The 20,912-nt window shown below is 37.5% G+C and carries 18 protein-coding genes and 1 pseudogene; 18 read left to right on the top strand and 1 reads right to left on the bottom strand.

From position 1 onward, the window contains the following. Positions 1–313: 313 nt before the first annotated feature. From CEQ83_RS13660 to abc-f, 6 genes are all read left to right on the top strand, one after another. A complete protein-coding gene (locus CEQ83_RS13660; RefSeq protein ID WP_098999511.1) occupies positions 314–1,348 on the top strand; it encodes a LacI family DNA-binding transcriptional regulator in 1,035 nt (344 codons plus the stop codon). Between the two features lie 311 nt (positions 1,349–1,659). Further along, positions 1,660–2,919 (top strand): ABC transporter substrate-binding protein, encoded by a 1,260-nt coding sequence (locus tag CEQ83_RS13655; protein WP_025751562.1) that lies wholly within the window; start codon positions 1,660–1,662, stop codon positions 2,917–2,919. Positions 2,920–3,008: 89 nt separating this feature from the next. Continuing rightward, positions 3,009–3,941, top strand: coding sequence for a carbohydrate ABC transporter permease (locus CEQ83_RS13650; RefSeq protein WP_033579310.1), 933 nt, complete (start codon positions 3,009–3,011; stop codon positions 3,939–3,941). Beyond that, on the top strand, positions 3,941–4,771 hold the full coding sequence (locus CEQ83_RS13645; RefSeq protein WP_028412981.1) for a carbohydrate ABC transporter permease: 831 nt from the start codon (positions 3,941–3,943) through the stop codon (positions 4,769–4,771). The genes CEQ83_RS13650 and CEQ83_RS13645 overlap by 1 nt, the downstream gene beginning before the upstream one ends. Positions 4,772–4,797: 26 nt before the next feature. Next, positions 4,798–6,120 (top strand): alpha-glucosidase/alpha-galactosidase, encoded by a 1,323-nt coding sequence (gene melA, locus CEQ83_RS13640; RefSeq protein WP_014459694.1) that lies wholly within the window; start codon positions 4,798–4,800, stop codon positions 6,118–6,120. Between the two features lie 370 nt (positions 6,121–6,490). Beyond that, positions 6,491–8,119, top strand: a complete 1,629-nt coding sequence (abc-f, locus tag CEQ83_RS13635) for a ribosomal protection-like ABC-F family protein (protein WP_098999512.1) — start codon at positions 6,491–6,493, stop codon at positions 8,117–8,119. A gap of 221 nt (positions 8,120–8,340) precedes the next feature. On the opposite strand, the gene CEQ83_RS13630 is transcribed toward abc-f, so the two are convergent. Beyond that, complete coding sequence (locus CEQ83_RS13630) at positions 8,341–10,473, bottom strand: GDYXXLXY domain-containing protein (protein WP_155017310.1); 2,133 nt, start codon at positions 10,471–10,473, stop codon at positions 8,341–8,343. 336 nt (positions 10,474–10,809) lie between these two features. Here CEQ83_RS13630 and CEQ83_RS13625 point away from each other — a divergent pair, with 336 nt between their 5' ends. From CEQ83_RS13625 to CEQ83_RS13570, 12 genes and pseudogenes are all read left to right on the top strand, one after another. Next, positions 10,810–11,163, top strand: a complete 354-nt coding sequence (locus CEQ83_RS13625; RefSeq protein ID WP_014459697.1) for a YwqH-like family protein — start codon at positions 10,810–10,812, stop codon at positions 11,161–11,163. Positions 11,164–11,169: 6 nt separating this feature from the next. Continuing rightward, positions 11,170–11,442, top strand: a complete 273-nt coding sequence (locus CEQ83_RS13620) for a DUF5344 family protein (protein ID WP_028412986.1) — start codon at positions 11,170–11,172, stop codon at positions 11,440–11,442. Between the two features lie 200 nt (positions 11,443–11,642). After that, positions 11,643–14,051 carry a T7SS effector LXG polymorphic toxin gene (locus CEQ83_RS13615; RefSeq protein ID WP_167387323.1) on the top strand — a complete coding sequence of 803 codons (2,409 nt, stop codon included), beginning with the start codon at positions 11,643–11,645 and terminating at the stop codon, positions 14,049–14,051. A 12-nt stretch (positions 14,052–14,063) separates the two neighbouring features. Then, positions 14,064–14,465, top strand: coding sequence for a ribonuclease toxin immunity protein CdiI (gene cdiI, locus CEQ83_RS13610; RefSeq protein ID WP_098999515.1), 402 nt, complete (start codon positions 14,064–14,066; stop codon positions 14,463–14,465). 269 nt (positions 14,466–14,734) lie between these two features. Continuing rightward, complete coding sequence (locus CEQ83_RS13605; protein ID WP_098999516.1) at positions 14,735–15,046, top strand: hypothetical protein; 312 nt, start codon at positions 14,735–14,737, stop codon at positions 15,044–15,046. A gap of 99 nt (positions 15,047–15,145) precedes the next feature. Further along, positions 15,146–15,472 (top strand): DUF4261 domain-containing protein, encoded by a 327-nt coding sequence (locus CEQ83_RS27810; RefSeq protein ID WP_155017309.1) that lies wholly within the window; start codon positions 15,146–15,148, stop codon positions 15,470–15,472. A 135-nt stretch (positions 15,473–15,607) separates the two neighbouring features. After that, positions 15,608–15,808, top strand: a pseudogene (locus CEQ83_RS13595) (tetratricopeptide repeat protein); the annotation flags it as partial. A gap of 212 nt (positions 15,809–16,020) precedes the next feature. Then, on the top strand, positions 16,021–16,488 hold the full coding sequence (locus CEQ83_RS13590; protein WP_098999518.1) for a DUF2004 domain-containing protein: 468 nt from the start codon (positions 16,021–16,023) through the stop codon (positions 16,486–16,488). Positions 16,489–17,041: 553 nt separating this feature from the next. Continuing rightward, a complete protein-coding gene (locus CEQ83_RS13585; RefSeq protein ID WP_141558875.1) occupies positions 17,042–18,481 on the top strand; it encodes an EndoU domain-containing protein in 1,440 nt (479 codons plus the stop codon). A 13-nt stretch (positions 18,482–18,494) separates the two neighbouring features. Next, positions 18,495–18,905 carry a hypothetical protein gene (locus CEQ83_RS13580; protein ID WP_098999520.1) on the top strand — a complete coding sequence of 137 codons (411 nt, stop codon included), beginning with the start codon at positions 18,495–18,497 and terminating at the stop codon, positions 18,903–18,905. Between the two features lie 515 nt (positions 18,906–19,420). Next, positions 19,421–19,888 carry a DUF6985 domain-containing protein gene (locus CEQ83_RS13575; protein WP_098999521.1) on the top strand — a complete coding sequence of 156 codons (468 nt, stop codon included), beginning with the start codon at positions 19,421–19,423 and terminating at the stop codon, positions 19,886–19,888. 381 nt (positions 19,889–20,269) lie between these two features. Further along, a complete protein-coding gene (locus CEQ83_RS13570; protein ID WP_098113107.1) occupies positions 20,270–20,659 on the top strand; it encodes a hypothetical protein in 390 nt (129 codons plus the stop codon). Positions 20,660–20,912: the final 253 nt, after the last annotated feature.

Raw genomic sequence — 20,912 nt, 5'->3', positions numbered from 1 at the left:
AGTATTTCTTCTTTTATTTTCCCCAACAAACCGTTTTATATCAAATATGAACAAATTCTTATAAAAATTAATATTTACTAAAAGTTTACTTAAGTTTTAGTGCGGTTTGATAAAAACAAGGCAGTGGTAGCGGCTTTTTTGTCACTTTAACGGCGAAACTAACAAAAGAAATGAAGAATTTTGGAGAATATTTTAATAAATTTACTGAAATTTTAAAATTATTTATTGAAAGCGTTTTATTAATGTGCTATTCTTCCAATATAAGAGATAAATATTTAGTAAAAATAGAAGATTATAATAGAGAGGTAAAAAGATGGCAACTTTAAAAGATATAGCGGCGTACGCTAATGTTTCCAGTTCAACCGTATCCAGAGTACTAAATAATGATCATACGCTTTCTGTATCTGAGGTTACCCGTGAGCGCATTCTTCATGCAGCCAAGGAGCTGCAATATACGCCTGTGAAGATACGAAAAGGAACGGCAAACGGAAAAGACATAGAAGCTCCAAGGATAGGTATTATTTTTGCTCAATCCCTTGAAGAAGAGTTAGTAGACCCTTTTTTCTCTTCTATTCGCCATGGAATAGAGAGTGAATGCGCAGAAAAAGAAATTTTTACAGTAAAGTCATTTAGACTAAAAGGCATGAAGCAAGAAGAGCTGCTGCAGGATCTTGATGGAGTAATTGTAGTGGGAAGAGTTAGTCCAGAAACGGTTCAAGAAGTGAGCAATCATTTAGATACTATTGTTTTTATCAATCACAAAGCGGATGAGGATTTGTACGATTCGGTCATGATTGATTTTGAGAAAGCTACTAAACATGCATTAAATCATTTATTTGACCTCGGTTATAAAAGAATTGGCTATATCGGAGGGACAGAAAGAGAACACTATATAAATGGAAGTTCTATTATTGAAGATCAGCGTCAAACAGTTTTTGAACGCGTTATGCATGAAAAAGGCCTGCTTGATTCCGAGAAAGTTTATATAGGGGAGTACTCAATGACTGAAGGCTACGAGCTGATGGCACAAGCGATTAAGCAAGGAAATCTTCCTCAGGCATTTTTTATCGCAAGTGATGCAATGGCGATAGGGGCGATGCGTGCCTTGCAGCAATCAACTATAAAGGTTCCTGAAGACGTAGCGATTGTAAGCTTTGATGATGTGGATGTCGCAGCATTTGCGAGCACGCCGCTCACCACAGTTAAAGTATATACCGAAGAAATGGGAAGGCAGGCTGTTAAACTGCTAGTAGATCGGTTAAGCGGCAGATCCGTTCCTTTAAAAGTCATGGTGCCGACTAAATTAATTTATCGTGAAAGCTGCGGAGCTTTACTCAAGAAGCAGTAACCTAAAAGCTATAACTCGAAAGGGGGTGATAGAAAAGAAGAATTCATACATAAAGAGTGATAAGGGGGAAGAAAAATAGAAAAAAACATAAAAAAGGCAGGTTAAAAAGCCCTAGAAACTACATACTTATTGGCAGATAAGTATGTAAATGAAAAAGCTTTTTCATCTCTAGGACTCTTTGAACCTTTGTAAAAGTATAGGATTAAATTATAAGTGACTTTATTTCGTTGTGCAATGAATTTGTCTATGTGTAAATAACTGAATATTCAGTTATTTATGTCTTGATAGAGTATAAGGGGGAAAAAAGATAAATGAAAAAGCTTACGTATCTTTTCGTTCTATTACTAGTCTTTTCTGTTGTGGCAGCAGGCTGCGGAAATAAAGAAGCAGCAACAGGCGGAAATGGGAAAACAACGTTAACGCTTTTTTCTACGATGAGTAATAAAGGCGAGAGAAAAGCGCTTCAAAACGCGATTGCAGAATTTGAAAAACAAAATCCAGATATTAAAATTGATGCAAATTTTCCGGGTAACGGCTATGAAGATATGCTTCGTGTGAAAATGGGTGCAAATGATATGCCGGATTTATTTGATACGCACGGCTGGTCTCAGCTTCGCTACGGGGAGTATGTAGCAGATTTAAAAGATATGGATTGGGTTCAGCATTTGGATCCGGCGCTAAATCAAATTTTAAAAGATAAAAGCGGCAAAGTGTATGCGTATCCTTTAAATCAAGCAAAAGACGGAATTAGCTATAATGCGACGCTGTTAGAAAAATACGGAATAAAGCCTCCTAACACAATGGATGAATTTATAACAGCGTTAGAAACAGTAAAAAAGAAAAGCAAAGGAGAAGTAGCGCCTCTATGGATTCCAGGAGGGGAAAATGGCAATATTGCTCAAGTGTTTGATCAGCTGGCTACACCTCAGCTTATTACAGCAAAAAATAAGAACTATGCTAAGCAGTTAGAAAAAGGAACATTCAATTGGTCAAACTATACGCCTCTAGCGGAAACAATGGCAGAAATGAAGAAAAAAGGGCTGCTGAATGAAGATGTATTAACCGCAAAAGTATCTCAAGCAACGGAATTAATGGCTCAAAATAAAATTGCTTTTACATTTGTGGGCGGATCTCTTGGACCGGATGCAACAGAATTAAATCCCGAAGTAAAAGTAGGAACGGTACCGGTGCCTGCTATTCATAAAGGGGGCACGCAAAGCTGGATTGGCGGAGAGCGCTTTACCCTTGCTGCGTGGAAGGATTCTAAGCACCTTAAAGAAGCGAAAAAATTTATTGAATTTGTGTCACAGCCGGAAGTTGCCAAAAAGATTGCCGAAGGAACGTCTTCAGCATCGGCTCTGACAAACAATAAAACCCAAAACTACTACTCTGAATACTACGATAAGTATAGCGATATTAAAGTTGAGCCATACTTCGACCGAAAGTATTTACCGAGCGGTATGTGGGCAGTGATGTCTTCTACAGGTCAAGAATTGCTAGCGGGAAGTTTAACGCCAAAGCAATTATCAAAAGAGATGGAAAAAGAGTACAAGCGTCTCAGTAAACAATAAAATAGTGTGCAAAAGTTCCTTGTTCGCTAAGAAGCAGGGAGATAGTCTTCTGCTTCTTTTCAACACAAGCTGAAATAGGAGTGAACACGATGAATGAAATAGTCAGGAAAGAGTCGGTTTCCGTAGTAAGAGATACGGAAAAACGAAAGAAAAAATTAAAAACAGAGTCTTCTTTATGGTGGATGTACCTTCCCGGCTTAGTAATTATCACCGTTTTTATTATCTATCCTTTTATTAACGGAATTAGACTTTCCTTTACTAATTGGAATGGATTTTCACAAACATACGATTGGATTGGGCTCCAGCAGTATAAACGTTTGCTTGCAGACCCAACGACTTGGCTTGTGATAAAAAATACGCTGCTCTACGGAATAGGCAGTACAATTTTCCAAAACATTATTGGCTTGTTGTATGCTTTGCTTCTCAATCAAAGCATTAAAATGAAAGCTGTAACAAGAACAATTGTCTACCTTCCAGTTATTATCAGCCCAATTATTATGGGGTATATCTGGTACTTCTTTTTTGCCTACCAAGGAGGCGCTTTAAATGACCTTCTTGTATTTTTAGGCTTTGAGAAGATTAATGCTTTGGGGACTCCGGAGCTTAACTCTTGGATTATTGTGTTCGTCAATACGTATCAATTCGTTGGAATTGCGATGATTATTTATTTAGCGGGGCTGCAAAGTATTTCAAAAGATTATTACGAGGCGGCACAGCTTGACGGAGCATCGGCTCTTCAGCAGTTTAAAAACATCACGCTTCCACTGCTTATGCCTTCGATTACAATTAACGTCGTTTTAAATATTATCGGAGGTTTAAAACTGTTTGACGTCATTGTTGCGCTGACAGGAGGAGGGCCTGGAGATGCATCGCAGTCAATGTCTACTTTTATGTATGATTTATATTTTAGAAGACAAGACGCCGGCTATGCTGCAACTCAAGGTGTGTGCATGGCGCTCATTATCTTAGTCATTAGCTTATCAGCACTTGTGTACTTTAAGCGAAAGGAGACAGAAGCGTGATGGACTATACAAATAAACGGAAAAAACGATTTTTTACCTTTCTAGCGCTTTGTATAACGCTCGTTCATATTGTCCCTTTTTATATTCTAGTTACGACTTCTTTAAAGGCAACCGGGGATTTTAGTTCAAAATGGGTATTTCCAAAAAGTATACACCTTGAAAATTTCACAGCGGCTTGGGAGCAAGCGAACTTAGGAAATTCTTTTGTTAATACATTTATCATTACATTCGTTTCGGCGATTCTGCTTATTTTTTTAGGATCAATGGCTGCGTATCCTTTAGCGCGACGCCAAACGAAACTAAATAAGTACGTCTATTTTATCTTTATCGCCGTGATGGTAATACCGCCTTTAACAGCACTAGTTCCGCTGTACAAAATGGTTGTGAATATGGGGATGATGAACACGTATCAAATTGCTATTTTAAATAATGTCGCAGCATTTTTGCCGCTAACGATCTTTTTATATGCGAGCTTCATTCGCTCCACTATTTCTAAAGAGCTCGAGGAAGCAGCAAGAATCGACGGGGCCGGCACGTTAACGATTTTCTTTAAAATCGTATTTCCGCTGCTAAAGCCTGTCACTGCGTCTATTTTAATTATTGCAAGCGTCTATATTTGGAACGACTATCAGTTTGCAATTTTCTTCCTTCAAGATAAGGAAATGCATACATTAACCGTTACGTTAGCGAGCTTTTTTGCCGAAAATCAAAATAATCTTAGCTTAGTAGGAGCAGCTGCAATCATTGCGATGCTTCCAATGACCATTTTATTTTTAGTGCTACAAAAATACTTTATTGCAGGGCTTTCATCAGGATCTGTAAAAGGATAAAACCAATACGAGGAAGGAAGATGACGATGTCTAAAATCACATTTATCGGAGCGGGAAGTACAGTTTTTGCAAAAAATATTTTAGGAGACTGCATGTTTGTGCCTGCTTTAGCTGGCTTTGAGTTTGCACTTTACGATATAGATGCTGAGCGTTTAAGAGATTCGGAAAATATGCTAAACAATCTAAAAGAAAACTACAAAGTGAATATTACGGTTAAAGCCTATTTGAACCGCAGAGAAGCTTTAACAGGAGCAAAGTATGTGATTAACGCGATTCAAGTAGGCGGATACAAACCAAGCACCGTCATTGATTTTGAAATTCCTAAAAAATACGGCTTGCGTCAGACGATTGGAGATACAGTAGGAATTGGAGGAATCTTCAGATCACTGCGCACGATTCCAGTGCTGTTTGATTTTGCAAAAGATATTGAAGAAGTATGTCCGGATGCGCTGTTTTTAAATTACACCAATCCAATGGCAACACTAACGGGTGCAATGCTGCGCTATACAAATGTAAAGACGGTAGGCCTTTGTCACAGTGTTCAAGTATGTACAAAAGATTTATTTGATTCTCTCGGAATGGATCATGAAGGAATACAAGAGAAAATCGCAGGCATTAACCATATGGCATGGCTGCTAGAAGTAAAAAGAGATGGACAAGACTTATACCCAGAAATCAAGCGTCTGGCAAAAGAAAAACAAAGAACAAAGCATCATGATATGGTGCGTTTTGAGCTAATGGATAAGTTCGGTTATTATATTACCGAATCGTCTGAGCATAACGCAGAATATCATCCATACTTTATTAAACATAAATATCCAAATCTTGTTGATCAGTTTAACATCCCTCTTGATGAATATCCGCGCCGATGCGAAGAGCAAATCAGCAATTGGGAATCCATGAGAGAAGAAATGGTTAACAACAGTCAGTTAACTCATACACGTTCACATGAGTACGGCTCTAGAATCATTGAAGCAATGGAGACAAACGTGCCGTTTAAATTTGCGGGTAACGTATTAAATACCGGAGGCTTAATTAGTAACCTGCCGACAAAAGCGTGCGTAGAAGTTCCATGTGTTGTAGACCGAAGCGGTATTATGCCGACTTATGTAGGAGACTTACCAGAGCAGCTTGCGGCGTTAAATCGCACGAATATTAATACGCAATTATTAACTATTGAAGCAGCTGTCACTAGAAAAAGAGAGCACATCTATCAAGCAGCGATGCTAGATCCTCATACAAATGCGGAATTATCCATGGATGACATCATTCGTATGTGCGATGATTTAATTGAAGCACACGGTGAGTGGCTGCCTGATTTTACAGGGAAAGTGAATCAATACGTGTAAGAAAAGAATCCTCGGCTGAGATCAGCTGAGGATTTTTTGTACTTAGGAAAAGAAGGGAATATCATCCAAATGGATATTGACATTTAAAAATGTTCATCATACACTGTAAGAAGTAAGTCATTTTATACTAAGAAAGGAAAGGTACCGTAGACAATGGATAAGTAATCCTATTTTTTTAGACATTCTTTTAAAACTTTATTTTAAATGAACATTTGTCTAGATAGGATTAGTCTGTACATTTTTAGGTGCCATTTCTATATGTCTTATATGAAGTGATTTCTCCCTTTTTTTACTCTATAAAAGGGTGCATATTTGCGTATGCCTAATTATGACCTCTAATCCTCTCTAGAAATCCTAGGGAGGTTTTTTTATGTTATTGTTAGAAGCTATAAATATTGAAAAAAGCTATGGAGATCGCCTGCTGTTTCAAGCGGAGAAGCTTCAAGTACATCGCGGAGAGCGAATTGGAATTGTTGGGAAAAACGGAGAAGGCAAATCGACGTTGCTTCATATTTTAATGAAGAAAATGAGTCCAGATCAAGGGATTGTGCAAACATATGGCCGTTCCTCACTGATTCCACAGCTTGATATTCAACCTACAGGAGACGTTTCTCCTGAGATGAAAAGTCAGTGGAGTGTGCCAACTGAAGCGGACTTTCTTAGCGGAGGAGAAGAAACAAGAAAGAAAATTGCATCTGCTCTTTCATCCGGCGCGGAACTGCTTGCAGCCGATGAGCCAACGAGCCACTTAGATGTAAAAGGCGTAGAAAAATTTGAAGAAGAAATGAAGTCTTTTACAGGCAGTCTGCTGCTGATTTCACATGACCGAGAATTATTAAACCGCCTTTGTACGTCTATTTGGGAAGTAGAAGGCGGCAAAATTCACTGTTATGAAGGCAATTATCAAGAATATGTGACGCAAAAAAAACACGCGGTTGAAAGACAGCAGTTTGAATATGAACAGTATGTAAAAGAAAAGCAGCGTCTTGAACTGGCGTCTGAAGAAAAAAGCCAAAAATCAAAGTCGCTTAAAAAAGCGCCGAGCCGCATGGGCAACTCTGAAGCGAGACTTCATAAGCGAGCGGTCGGAAAACAAAAAGCGAAGCTAGACAGAAGCGCAAAAGCGATTGAAACAAGAATTGAAAAGCTGGAGAAAAAAGAAAAGCCAAAAGAAATGGAAGAAATTCATTTTGACCTATCGCAGTTTCACCAAGTGCACAGCAAGCAGGTACTAAGCTTTGACAAAGTCTCAGCATCAGCTGGTAATCATATCTTGTTTCAAAACCTAAAAGGCGGTGTGAAGCCAGGAGCGAAAGTAGCGATTGTCGGCAAAAACGGCGCCGGAAAATCTACGCTGCTGAATATGATTGAGCAGCGAACAGAAGGGATTACGGTTGCGAAGCCTGTAAAACTCGGCTTTTTCCATCAGCGCCTTGAAAATCTAGATCCCGCTAAAACCATTTTAGAAAACATTAAAGAAGACAGCCCGTACACTGAACAGTTTATTCGTACGGTGCTATCGCGCTTACTTTTTAAACGTGAAGACGTGTATAAAAAAGTAGAGATGCTAAGCGGAGGAGAACGAGTCAAAACGGCATTAGCAAAAGTCTTTTTAGGAAACTATAACGTTCTTCTTTTAGATGAACCGACCAACTATCTTGATCTTCATACAAAAGAAGCGCTTCAAGAAGTGTTAAAAGCTTATCCAGGGACGATTTTATTTGTGACGCACGACCGCTATTTTGTTAAAAAGCTTGCGACGCATGTTTTGACGTTAAAACAGTCCAAAGCGGAGCTCGCGGCGATTGAAGACACGGGTAAAAGCAAAAAAGCGTCACAGCAGCAAAATGAAGCCGAGAAACTTGCGCTTCAACTAGAATTAACAAAAGTGATTAGCGAGCTTTCTATCACGCCAGAAGGAAAAGACAAGCAGCGTCTTGAAAAAAGATACGAAGAGCTTTTAGAAGAAAGAAAACGATTAAATAGAAAGGAAGGGTAATATCACTTCACCTAACAATGAATACAATGATGTTACTGAACATCAAAAGCGTATTGAAGGAAAATTAACGGATATGAATGTAAAAGGAACGCCCAAAAGAATAAAATGGATTGGCTATGGAATCATTATTTTCTTTGTGATTCTTATTCTAACGATGACCATCGGCGTATTTATCAATTAAAACAAAAAGCAGCCGCTTCAATGTTGAAGCGGCTGCTTTTTTATTTTCCTACTTTGGTAACGATCGCATCTCCATTTTTTCCAACTCGTACAGTAGCAAAACGAGCTTCGCTTTCCACTTTGCTGCCGGTTCCTTCTGGAATAAAATAATGTTCAATTCCGTACTGAATTCCCCAGTCGTGATAGCTGCCCGTAATGACAACGTCTTTTTCTTTAGAAGTATACGGCTTATTCCAGTCATCATCCGCTTGGTAGATTTTTGCGTATTTATACACGCCTTGTTTGTCAGGGCGAAGAACGAGCTTCACTTTTTCACCGTCTTTTACATGAGGTAAGGTAACGTGCGCAATGTCGTAATTCAGCTCAACGTAATCGCCTTGCAGCAGCGAGCGCGGATCGATCGGCTGTAAAGCGAGCTTAATTTCTTTTCCGTTTTGAAGAAGCACTTCGTTTTTAGTGAAAATGCCGCCCAGCATAATAAGCTGAACAAGAATGATGATCCATACAGCGGTTCGGCTGCGATCAAGAAACGACGGCTGCGGCTGATCAGGCGTTGACAGGTCCCATTTCCTGCTTAGGAAAAGAAAGATAAGACCTAAAATAACGAGCACAAGTGATTTATTAAATAAATCCCACACAAAGTCGTAATATTTCATCGCTAAAAAAACAAACCAGAAAATCATGCCAACAATAAAATCATACTTTGGCTCTTTTCGTACCGTCACAAATAAAAAGACGGTCGAAATCACAAAAAACACCGTGCAGTAAATGATATTTAAAAAAGACGGTTCGCTTAATTCAGTCAGCGACAGTAAAAAGATAAAAGCAAGAAGCAGCGCTGCTTTTTTAAACGCGTGGTGCACGTTTATCGCGTACACAGCGGCATTTAATAGAAACAAAGCGAGCAGCACATAATCTATTTTGATAGTGTCATAGTAAGCAGTCGGAACCTTTATTAACAGAAGCCCTTGCACTAGCACAAAAAGCAGCAGGCGAACGGGCGTATGCTTTGTGAATACTAAAAGCGCTACAAGTGCGATGACGTAGATAAAAAACAGAATGTCGTTCACAAAAAAAGAAGCGCCGCCGCTAATTAATACGCCCATCATTAAAAGCGTATATTTCACGGTTGGAATATCTGCTTTAATCAAATAACATGCCACAATCAGCAAAACGCCAATCACAAGCATTCCGTTTGTTGGGTACGTTCCTGTAATAAGTGTGACAAGTCCTCCTAAAGAGCTGCTGCCGATGACCGATGCAATGGCCGTAATCCCAATCACCGCTATTCGTTTGATTACGCGGAGCGAGGTTTTTTGTGCTGACGTGTTAGCAGTGAGCCATTTGACAAACCATACGCTTGCACCAATAAACAAAATCACGAACCCTAAAGCTAAAAACAGCGACCATTCAGCGTAGTGTTTAAAAATAAAAGAGAAAAACTGTTCAATAACAAATAAAGCAAATGCCACAATGGAAATCCCTAAAAACGACCTTTGCGGCTTCACTTTTGAAAAATAAAAAAAGGAGCTTAGTAGAAACAGCAAATAAAAAACAATAAGACCAATCCGTAAGCTAGAGCTGCCTGTGAAATCCGGCAGGGAAACAGTTAAAAAAATGTAGTGAAACAAACAAAACGCTGCATATATGATCACAGGAGACGAGCGCTGTTTCTTTTTTATGATCCAAAAGATGAGTAAGTTCACAAGCGCCATTCCTGCGTAAAGTAAGAGCGTCTCGTGTTCACCTCGCTGTGAAACTGCGCCTGTTGGTGAAATAAAAAAAGCCATGGTGAATTGAAATAAAACAAACGATAACACATAAAACGGCTGATACTTTGTAAAAAAGCTAAACAAAATAACCGGCACAAGCCAAATTAAAAACAGCCAGTACGATTCAGCGTGCGTGTTGTAAATTTGAGAAAGAAGCGCGATGCTTAATCCAAATGAAAGAGCGCCGGCCAAAAGCGTCCAGTGACTTAAAAACGCCTGCTGAGGAAGCAGCTTTCGCACTACAAACGCACTTCCGTAAAACAGCAGCATCAGCCCCACGCTCAGCGCAATTTTAATGTAGCGGTCAAAGCCTTGCCAGTTCGATGCGAAAAAATATAAAATGCCGGACAAAACAAGAGCCAATCCCAGTAAATAACCGAGTCTTACGAGCTTTTCTCTCATACTCAACCTCCTCTTTATATTATGTATATACTAGCGCATGTTTAAATATTTGGAAATAGAAAGAATGAATGCGTTTTAACAAAAAAATTGTGTAAAAAGGCCTTTTAGTGGCGCGGAAATAACAAGCAAAGTAGTCCGAAAATCTTGATAAATTGTCAATAGTAAGATAGTTTTGGTTATTTTATCCTGAAGAGTGGGTATTGAACTAAAAACCTACATTATTCCCAAAAAATATAAGAAAACATGCCGATGTGCTCTCTTTCTTTATTTGATAAGCTATAAAAGGGAATTACTGTTAGAGAAACCAAGAGATAGATATAAAGGAAGTGTCATCATATGAATGAGATGTTTGTTGCTCATCTGTATACCCAAGTGAAGCAGGCACATGAAGATATCCAGCAGCTTACCGCTAGTAAAAACACGTTAACGGAAGTCAAAGGAGAGCTTGAACGTGCAAAGGAAAAGGTAAAAGAACCAGAGCTTACTTCCGCCACTTGGTCAGGCAGCCTTGCTGTTGGGTTTGAAGACATCCGCACCGCTATGTTAGACGAATACGATGATTTGCTGACCCGTCAGCTGACGGACGCCATCACGACAATTGATGCAAAAATTACGGCGCTTCAATCAGATATACAAGGGATGGAACGCGCCATTAAAATGCAAGAAGACGAAGCAAAAGATAAGGTGTGATGCAATATGGCAGACGAAATTAAAGTAATAGATGGTGAAATTAATAGAACGCTTAGTGACCTAAGCGCTGCTGCGCAGCAGTTTCAGCCGCTTTTTCCGTTTCACGTCGGAAGCGGACAAGAACTAGAGGTGCTCGATGAATTAAACCAGCTGAACCAGCAGCTGCAAACGTTAATTGTGGACTACAAGCAAACGCTCCTCGATGATTTGAACGCCACCAAAAAATCCGTGCAGTCCATAAAAGAAGCAGATGAAAAAGCTGCAAACGCCGCTAAATAATGTTCATATTTTATATAAAGCTATCAAAAACAACCTTTCAACCAGCATAGATGTGGCATTCAAATAAAAAGGTTTTATCTAGCGGATGATGCAAGCCTTGTAAAGAGGAGCGTCCGCTTAGGTTTAGAAAAATGACGGGCGGTTGTTCGTTAACCGTTCGTTGTTTTTCTACATCGATACAGCTAGGAGGTTACAGATTATTGAAAACACTTGATGTCGATGCTTTTCACGAAAATATTCAAGCTATCTTAGACTCTATTAAAAGTCAAAAAGAACAAATTCAGGGCCTGGTTTCACAGGTTCAGGCATTTTCAAGCTTAGATGATGCGTTTAAAGGAAAAGGAGGAGAAGCGATTCGGTCTTTTTACGAAACGGGACATGCTTCTTTTTTAACGCTGTATCATTCATTACTCACTTCCTATGAAGCTCGACTAACTCAAATCACACATGCGCTGCGCTCATTTGAACCGAGCGAAGACGGCTACATCACGCAGCCGTTTCTGCAAGACACTATTCCCGCGCATTTAAATCAAACAAGAAATACAACAGTTTCGCTTGTCGATCAAGCGAATGCAGCAATTCAAAAAGTCAGTCATCTTGCTTCTGTTTCAGCGCTTAACGATCAAGGTTTTTTAACAGAAGTAGAACAAGCAAAAAACAAAGCGGACAAAACGATGAATGATTTAGTCCGTTTTGACGAACAGCAAACGCAAAGCCTTTCAGCCATTCAAGATCAGCTGACGTCTTTAAATTCGCTGCTTTCTAAAGTGAAAGCTGGGTTTCAAAATGGTTCCATTCAGCCGGGCAATGTAAGTGAGCTGAGCGCGTTGGCGAAAAAAGCGATGACCGATTCAGGAGGCGTGTCGGTTTTTGAAGAAGGTATTCCAACAACCTTGACAAGAAAAGAAAAACAAGAGAAAGTGATAAAGGAAGTAGGCCTTAAAAAACTGATTCAACTTCAGGCAATGACGCCTGCTGAACAGTTAAAAGAAATTCACAAGCTTGAAAAAACCTCGCCTTACATAAGAGAAGTGCTAACGCAAATTCAGCAGGATACGGCACCTGCTAACATGAAAAAACTAGCGGAACTGTCACCTGCAGAGCAAGCAGTGGAACTTGAAAAAAGCCCATACCTGCAGGCACTCAACGATTCTTCAACTGTAGGCATGCTAGCGTCTCAACAGGTTCTTCAAAACGCTACGGGCGTTGAGGGAATGCTTATGCAGTCGGTGATGAGTCAGGGGCAGATTAGGAGTGTCGGGACTAAAAAAACAGCTGAATCCTTTGACTTTACAGAAATCTGTGAAAATCCTAAAGCTAAAAAAGAAGAAACTGGTATAAAAGCTGTAGTCAAGGACGTAGGAGAAGGTGCTATAACTTTAGCAAAAGGTACAGTTACGGGTACTAAAGGCGTAGTACAAGACGTTTGGGCCGGTATGGGAGAGAGAGCAGATAAACGGTACAACTCCTTGTATGACTTTGGAAACTATATAACGATGGGCGGATTTGATGGCGCTGTTTCCTTCAAAGAAGGCTTAATTGAGCGAGGAGAAAAATCGTTTGATTCACCGTATGACTTCGTCAATCACGCAACGATGGGACTTTTAGATGTAGGGCAGCAGGCACTTAATCCGGACAAACCTCTTTCAAAAGAGCACTGGGAAAACAGCATGTTTCTGTTTGCGAGCGTAATTGGAGGAGCGAAACCCGCAGGAGCCGTAAAATCCGTTCCAAAAGTAACAAACGTTCCGCGTGTACCTGCACATAAAGCAACCAAAACATTAAGCAATATGCGAAATGTCGTCAGCCCAAAAGCAGCAAGCAATTGGTCGAAGAAGGTATATGAACCTGTTCAGAAGAAGCTTCAACCTTTATTAGATGCTGAGATACCTACTTTACGTCCTCGACCTCAACTGGTAGGAATAGGAGAGGCGTTACCTGGAAAGACCGTTGGTGAAGCGTTAAATGGATTAACGACGTATAAGATGGGGAATGTTTCGAAAGGTCAGTCCAAAGCGTTGGAGAAAGTGGAAAAACCTGGTGGTAAAGCGGATGTTGAAGGGGTTTATGATCAGGATGCGGTGGTTAAGGGGAATATAAGATATAAAGAAGGCTACTATATTGAGCATTTAACTGGGAAAGTAGAAAAGTGTACAAAACGTCACGGTGTAAGTGGCGGACATAACTATGATGAATTTAAAAAATACTTTGATAATAGTGATCAATATAAATTAGATGAAGTTAAGAAGGATGAGCATCCAGATGTTAAAGGGGTATACGATATAGAGTATAGATTAAAAGTTGAGATAAAAGATTATAGAGGACAAGGAACCGGAGAATTTAAATTTGTACCAAAGGAAGATAAACCTCCTCATAAGAAAACGGTTTATGACCCTGCTTTAATATCCAGTGACGAAATTGTTCGATTGGGGAATGAAGCAATGGAGGAAGGTATTGAATCGTCAAGAGTTAAACAATTAAAAGGCCAGACAAATAAACAAATGATTCGGGGAGTTTCAAGTAATGGATTGAAGTTTGAAGGATTTAAAAATACTGATACCGGGGAAATAGAAAATTTTTATCCAGTATTGAAATTTGGACAGAACTAAGGAGATAATACAATGAGTACTGTTTTTGATGATAAAAATAAGTTGATTCGAATGTATGAGGAGCAAGGGCTCCATAAAGGTTCAGTTATTGATGTGCTTGGTGATTTTGTAATGGAGTATGACTTTGTTAGGATACTAGAAGGCTTTTTGGAGGAATATGTCGAAAGACGGGATTATATGGGTGTAGTATATTCAGATGAATTTGATAGAGATGATGAAGAATTTTTTGGAGAAAATAGAGTTCTATTCTACTATGGTGTAGATGAAGAAATAGAAAATATTGTAGATTATGAAGAGTTATGTAAATATCTTCAAACTGCATGCCAATTTTACATTAAAAAACATCCTGAGCGTACTGAAAACGTGAAAGAACTTCTTTTTAAGATAAAAGATAAATATAATATAAAAGGTTAATTGATTCCTCTCTTTAAAAAAGAGATTATTGAAGAGTTGTTGATGAAAACTAAAGGCAAATATGCTTATTAAATAAGGGATAGTAAAAGCACTTCTGAATAAATCCAGAAGTGCTTTTTTCTTGAAAACTATAAAAACCATTAGACAAATTACAAAAAAATTTTGAAAAACTCAAAGAAGAATCTATGCATGCTATTCAAATTAAGCGAATTGAGCTATTTTTGAAGAACAGCTAGCAATAAATTAATTTATTATAAGTGGGTGAGAGCGTGGAAAATAATCCGAAAATTATTTTGGGAATACCGGGCACATGGAAAGATAGACAAGCATTTAAAGACAAATTTAACGAAAGTCAACAAGAGTTTGTATACCTAGGGGAACATATAGGCAAATTACAGACGCCTGAATATTTTTATCAAGTGGAATTTGTTAATGAACATATTCCTCATGTAGCTGAAGCGTTTGAGCTTTGTGGAAATGGGACATTTACTAAAGATGATATTGAAACCCTTCAAAATCACCGTAGTATGGCATATATTATTGCAGAAGGTGATCACTTGAGCAAGTTTTTGAAATTATAAGTGTCGGGAAGGCAGTCCTTCAATCGGGCGGTTTAGCAGTGAACGTTGAGTCATCTGGAAAGGCCACTACCAAAGATAATTGGTTAGAATACGTTAACAATGGTACAGAGAACAGAGCATTTGCTGCTTTCGTTCAAATGTCTAGAGAAGAAGATGTGTTTTACACCTGTGGTATGCATAATTTTTGGCTATAAAGATTTACTAACATCTACATCTAATACCAATCCAGCTGAAACAGTAGAGTTGTTTCAAACCCTTTGCCTATATACGTTGATCGAAAATCCTGTATTTAATAGTGGAGAAACATTTAGTGTTGATCCTAAAGCTCCGGTTTTTCAATTAAGGGAAGAATCGTGTGTGCTGTTTGAAAGTGATGACCCTTTTTATAACCCTTATGGGGTTTGGCGTTTAAATAAAATAAGCTAGTCATTTAAAGAACAAGGTTGAAAAACTTTGTCCTTTAAGCGTTAATCGGAGATGTAGAGTGTACTACTAATGGTTCAGTGGTATTACCATATCAATTTGAGGTGGATGGTAAATAATTATTGGGAGGGATTTGTATTGGCACTCAATGATCAAGTGTATGACCAAATTGTAAAGTTATGTAGTGAAGGAAATGCTTTTGTTGAAAAAGGAAAAGATAATAAAGCAATAGAGAGCTATATAGCTGCTCTAGATTTAGTTTCGTTACCGAAGAACAATTTGGAAACAAGTACATGGATTTATACAGCATTAGGAGATACTTATTTTTCTAAGTATGAGTGACTGGTTTACAGTTAAAGATATCCTTGAATTTGAATTAATAGCTCATTAAGGAAAGCCATTAAGAGATGCTATTTTAATACTAATGTAATAAGAGCAAGAATAGGAGAGGTGACGTTTTGTATTTTTACAAGAGACAGTTTTATAATACTTGCTATTTGTTTAAAGTACGTTGTGGAAATGACAATTAGTGGTGGAGTAGGAGAGATAAGATGAAAATAAATGATGCGGTTTTTGGTGAGCTTGAATATAATTATGGATGGGTTAAGTACACTACCATTGAATTTTGTGGAAAAGAAGCTGGAATAGCATTAAGGGTTAAAGGTGAAGAAGACGGTAAGTTTGATGAAGAACAATATAGTGCTTATAACTCATTAGTGCAAAATTGGGAACAATTACAGCAAGGTTTTTTACAAGCAATATTAGACTATTACAAACTAGAGCGCCAAGAACTAGGGTATGACATTGAAGTTAATGAAAATTATCCGCAAATCGAAACGACTAATCAATTACTTGAGATGATAACTTTAGTTGGAATTGTTGTTCCGTATGGAGATATTAATGAAGATCGAGATATTGGGATAACCTTCGATTGTACATGGGACACAGAAAATGGACTAGGGCTTCGTCTATTAAATGAAAAAGTAACTGAAGTGGGTTACCAGGATGTTGCAATTTGAAATAGGCTGTTAAAAAGTAAAAACTCATGATGGTTGTACCGTCAGGGAGTACTGAGCGTAATGATAGAATAGAAAAACGGAGTACGAGCTTAGGCGAGATGACATTTTACTGGGTGATGAATATAGACACATGGCCGATATACAAAAGGTGCCATCCTGTTTTTATAACGTTACGAAATTTATATCCTATATTGTATGTAATCTAATAATAAAAGCATGTGTTGCCTACCGTAGACAATCAAGTGCTTTAAGTACATATGTTTTCTAAATTTCTATGTTAGCTTTAAATTTATAGGTAAGGTTGCTGATTTTTGAAGAAAATAGAAGAAAATGATAAGTATTACCTTGATTTATTAGTAGATTGGAAATTTAACGAATATATTATTTATTCCTTGATTGGCTAAATGCCTTTCAAGGGTTTTTTATAAAGTTGCATGTGATGAGAAGGTATTCAAGGAAGAGTAGAGATAGTAATCAAGAATTAATGACAGTAGGTAATGAGGGGTAAGGCTATATTTGAAAAGTCTTGACACGAAAAGAAAAACAAGAGAACGTGATAAAGGAAGTAGGTCTTGAAAAACTGATTCAACTTCAGGCAATGACGCCTACTGAACAGTTAAAAGAAATTCATAGGCTTGAAAAAACCTCGCCTTACATAAGAGAAGTGCTAACGCAAGTTCAGCAGGATACGGCACCTGCTAACATGAAAAAACTAGCGGAACTGTCACCTGCAGAGCAAGCAGTGGAACTTGAAAAAAGCCCATACCTGCAGGCACTCAACGATTCTTCAACTGTAGGCATGCTAACGTCTCAACAGATTCTTCAAAACGCTACGGGCGTTGAGGGAATGCTTATGCAATCAGTGATGCGTCAGTTGCAGGTTAGGAGTGTTGGGACTAAAAAAGAAACTACAAGTCCTAAAAAGCTGACTATTCAACAAAAAGAAAAGCAAGTTATTAAAACAGTTGGACTAAAACAGCTAAAAGAGCTGGAAATGATGCATCCACTGGATCAAAAAAAGAAGCTCGAACAGCTTGAAAAAAAAGCTCCCCATGTTAAAGAAGTTTTTAAACATATTCAAAAGGAAAACAGTCCAAAGGTTCAGAGGGATCTTGCGGCGCTTGCTCATTCTAAAGCAAAATTAGAAAAAGAGTTGAAAAAGTATCCGTATCTATATGAGAATTACAAAAAGCCTGAAATCGCAAGAAGTGTATATGAGGAAGAAGCCAAAAAGCAACAACAGGATGGTCTAGCAGCTGTTTCTTTTGTAGCGGATATGGTGCCTGTAGTTTCCAATGTAAAAGGTGGATGGGAAGCAAGTGTAGGATACGATCCTATTACGGGGAATGAACTATCTAGTTTTGACCGTTCTGTTTCTGGAGCAGGAATTGTTTTTGGCGGCTTTACGAGAGTGCCAGGGAAAGTGGTGAAATACGGAAGCGAAGGAGCAGAATACGTACTTCGCGTAAACAAAGCAGAAAAGACCGTAACCAAGCATAAGGTTAAAGATGTTTCCAAGGGTACGGGTAATAATAGTAAGCCGGTCAGCGGAGCCAAATCAATTATCACACCTGAAATGGAGGGAAAAATCCTTTTGGGACAGAGAAAGAACCCTAATAAAAATGAAATTATTGGAGGGCATTCATCAAACATTAATAATAGCCATTCTAACTATGTTACGGAAGCTATTAAAATCAACCCTGATGGTACAAAAGATATTAAATATATAACTCAATTTCCGGATGGGAATCTTTCAAAAATAAAAAATAGTACAATATTTCCCGAAGGTTGGAGTGATATTAAAATCTTAGATAGTATAACTGATATTGGTAATTCTCCTCCAATAAGTATTAGAGGTAGAGATGGAGCAACTTTCCATAGGGGAATTGTTGAGGGTGTAGAAATTGATGTTATTAAAATAGGTGATACGGTAGTTAGCGGCTATCCAACAGGACAAATTAATGCTCCATTACCAGGTGGTTTTAGTAAATAGAGGAGGAAAGTGAATGTACGAAAAAGTAGATGCAGTATTATCTGAAAATAGCGCAGATAATTATTTTTATGACGATGAATTTATGTATGTGCAAGAATTGATGAGTGAGTTTACTAATATTGATTGGGAGAATTTAATTCGAGGATTAAAAGATAAAGATGATAAATATAAAATTAGATTGGCCTACTGTATAGATGAAGATAACGGAGTATATGGATTTAATTTATTATTAGATTTACTTAATGAGAGTGATGAAGTGGCTGAATATGCAATAGATTCTTTACGTTCTTTTTATGGAGAAGAGTATAAAAAAATAATTGCTTCTAATAAGCAAATAAAGGACAAAGTAGAGAAATTATTAAAAAATGCTCGTTTACCTATTGAAAGGATTTTAGGAGCATTTTTACAACAAAACAAATTATAAAAATTTGCAAATAATATTAAACATTAAAAAATGTACGAAATCACTTGATTCCCTAAAATTTGGACTGAGTTGATATAGTAAACTTATGGTGAAATGTCTCAAATCTTGTGAAAGCTAAAAAGTCAAAGTATAGTATTGAAAAATTAGATGATTATTTAGTGAAATTAATTGATAAGCATTATGAAAAAATAGACTTAGGTGACTAGTATATTAGTCAATAAATCTTAATACCATTCTTCATTCTTAAACCTTGATTGGATAAATGCCTTTCAGGGTTTTTTTATAAAGTTGGATGTGATGAGAAGGTATTCGTTTATAATGTGGTGAGACAATAAGAAAATGGTTAGTTTGAGAATCGAGAGCTCATGAGTAATACCATTAAGGAGTTTTAATTTAATACTTGCTATTCGTTTAAAGTACGTTGTGGAAATCACAATTAGTGGTGGAGTAGGAGAGATAAATGTGGCAGCGTTTAAGCCGGGAGGATTTGCTAATAAATAAAAAGGAGAAATAAGATGAAAATAAATGATGCGGTTTTTGGTGAGCTTGAATATGATTTGGTGTGGTCTAAGGATACTAGCATTGTCTTTTTAGGCCATGAAGTTGAGATAGCGTTAATGGTAAAAGGTGCTGAGGATAGCAAGTTTGATAAGGGACAATATGCAGCATATACTTCACTTATGCAAAATTGGGAGCAGTTACAACAAAGCCTTTTGCAATCAATATTAGACTACTACAAACAAGAGCGTCAGGATCTAGGTTATGATATTGAAGTAAATGAACACTATCCATTCGTTGAAACAACTGATGAAATAGCAGAGATGATACGTTTAGATGGAATAGTTGTTCCCTATGTAGGTTCTTTTGACGGTCGGGATATTGGACTTACATTTAATTGTACATGGGATATAGAAAATGGGCTAGGGATTCGTTTATTAAATGAAAAAGTAGCTGAAGTAGGTTACCAGGATGTTGCAATTTGAAATAGGGTGTTAAAAAGTAAAAACTCATGATGGTTGTACGGTCAGGGAGTACTGTGTGTAATGATAAAATAGAAAAACGGAGTACGAGCTTAGGTGAGATGACATTTTACTGGGTGATGAATAGACACAATGAAGATGGTGATAATTTGTAAAGGAAGAAGACGAACGATTACAAAAAACTTGATATACTCTTTTCAAAGTTTTTTTGAAAAGTGAATATATAGAAATTCTAGAATGGAATGTTCCCTGTCCAGCCCTTATTGAATCAATTTTTGTTAATGAAGAAGATTTATGACCAGAAGACATAGTGGAGATTGTCTCACCCTATGAAGAAGAATTCCCTATTATTAATTAAAGATATAATGTTACGGGAGGGCGAAAATGAGTAGAGAATATCAAGTAAATGAAAGTAAAGAAGAGATTGATAAATTGATGGTAATCTATTTTAATTTCATAAATGGAAAATATCTAGAAAAAGCATTAAAAAGCTTTGCTGAAAGAAAAGGTTATGGACAAGAGATTGTCTTTGCTCTTTTTCAGTCTGATTTAGATGAATATGATATGGCGCAACTGCCTAGACTACTAGATGAAAAACATGTTTTGATAGAGTTGGGGTATCCAGCTGTTAAAATTGAACAAATAGCTTTTTTAGATTTTAAAACATTTTATGATTATTTAGATATAAATGTACATAAGGAAATGGAGAAAAAACCAGAGAAAACTGAGCTGATAGATTTATTGGCAGAAGTGAAACGTAGTTTATGTATATAATTTTTTTATCATTACCTAAAAAGGCACTCTATCACCTGAATGGGGAATTAAGTGACAAAGCGTTGTAAACTCACTACTGAGTTTTGGATATATGATAAAAATCTAGCTTTTATAAACTGGTAACGATCCCCTGAATATATAGTAAAGCAATTGAAGCACAGCGATCAAGCACCATATTTTGAAAACATAAATCGTAGTAGTGTCTGTTAAAGGAAACAGGTCTTGAAAAACTAATGCGACTTCAGATAATGAC

This window comes from Priestia megaterium, from assembly GCF_009497655.1.
In the GTDB taxonomy this organism is placed as follows: domain Bacteria; phylum Bacillota; class Bacilli; order Bacillales; family Bacillaceae_H; genus Priestia; species Priestia zanthoxyli.
The sequence above is the reverse complement of the archived record's forward strand: the minus strand, read 5'-3'. Positions and strand labels throughout refer to the sequence as shown.

Bases quoted from the DNA above. Each gene is read 5' to 3' on its own strand.
- CEQ83_RS13660 (WP_098999511.1), top strand. From the start codon at position 314: ATGGCAACTTTAAAAGATATAGCGGCGTACGCTAATGTTTCCAGTTCA.
- CEQ83_RS13655 (WP_025751562.1), top strand. From the start codon at position 1,660: ATGAAAAAGCTTACGTATCTTTTCGTTCTATTACTAGTCTTTTCTGTT.
- CEQ83_RS13650 (WP_033579310.1), top strand. From the start codon at position 3,009: ATGAATGAAATAGTCAGGAAAGAGTCGGTTTCCGTAGTAAGAGATACG.
- CEQ83_RS13645 (WP_028412981.1), top strand. From the start codon at position 3,941: ATGGACTATACAAATAAACGGAAAAAACGATTTTTTACCTTTCTAGCG.
- melA (WP_014459694.1), top strand. From the start codon at position 4,798: ATGTCTAAAATCACATTTATCGGAGCGGGAAGTACAGTTTTTGCAAAA.
- abc-f (WP_098999512.1), top strand. From the start codon at position 6,491: ATGTTATTGTTAGAAGCTATAAATATTGAAAAAAGCTATGGAGATCGC.
- CEQ83_RS13630 (WP_155017310.1), bottom strand. From the start codon at position 10,473: ATGAGAGAAAAGCTCGTAAGACTCGGTTATTTACTGGGATTGGCTCTT.
- CEQ83_RS13625 (WP_014459697.1), top strand. From the start codon at position 10,810: ATGAATGAGATGTTTGTTGCTCATCTGTATACCCAAGTGAAGCAGGCA.
- CEQ83_RS13620 (WP_028412986.1), top strand. From the start codon at position 11,170: ATGGCAGACGAAATTAAAGTAATAGATGGTGAAATTAATAGAACGCTT.
- cdiI (WP_098999515.1), top strand. From the start codon at position 14,064: ATGAGTACTGTTTTTGATGATAAAAATAAGTTGATTCGAATGTATGAG.
- CEQ83_RS27810 (WP_155017309.1), top strand. From the start codon at position 15,146: ATGGTACAGAGAACAGAGCATTTGCTGCTTTCGTTCAAATGTCTAGAG.
- CEQ83_RS13590 (WP_098999518.1), top strand. From the start codon at position 16,021: ATGAAAATAAATGATGCGGTTTTTGGTGAGCTTGAATATAATTATGGA.
- CEQ83_RS13580 (WP_098999520.1), top strand. From the start codon at position 18,495: ATGTACGAAAAAGTAGATGCAGTATTATCTGAAAATAGCGCAGATAAT.
- CEQ83_RS13575 (WP_098999521.1), top strand. From the start codon at position 19,421: ATGAAAATAAATGATGCGGTTTTTGGTGAGCTTGAATATGATTTGGTG.
- CEQ83_RS13570 (WP_098113107.1), top strand. From the start codon at position 20,270: ATGAGTAGAGAATATCAAGTAAATGAAAGTAAAGAAGAGATTGATAAA.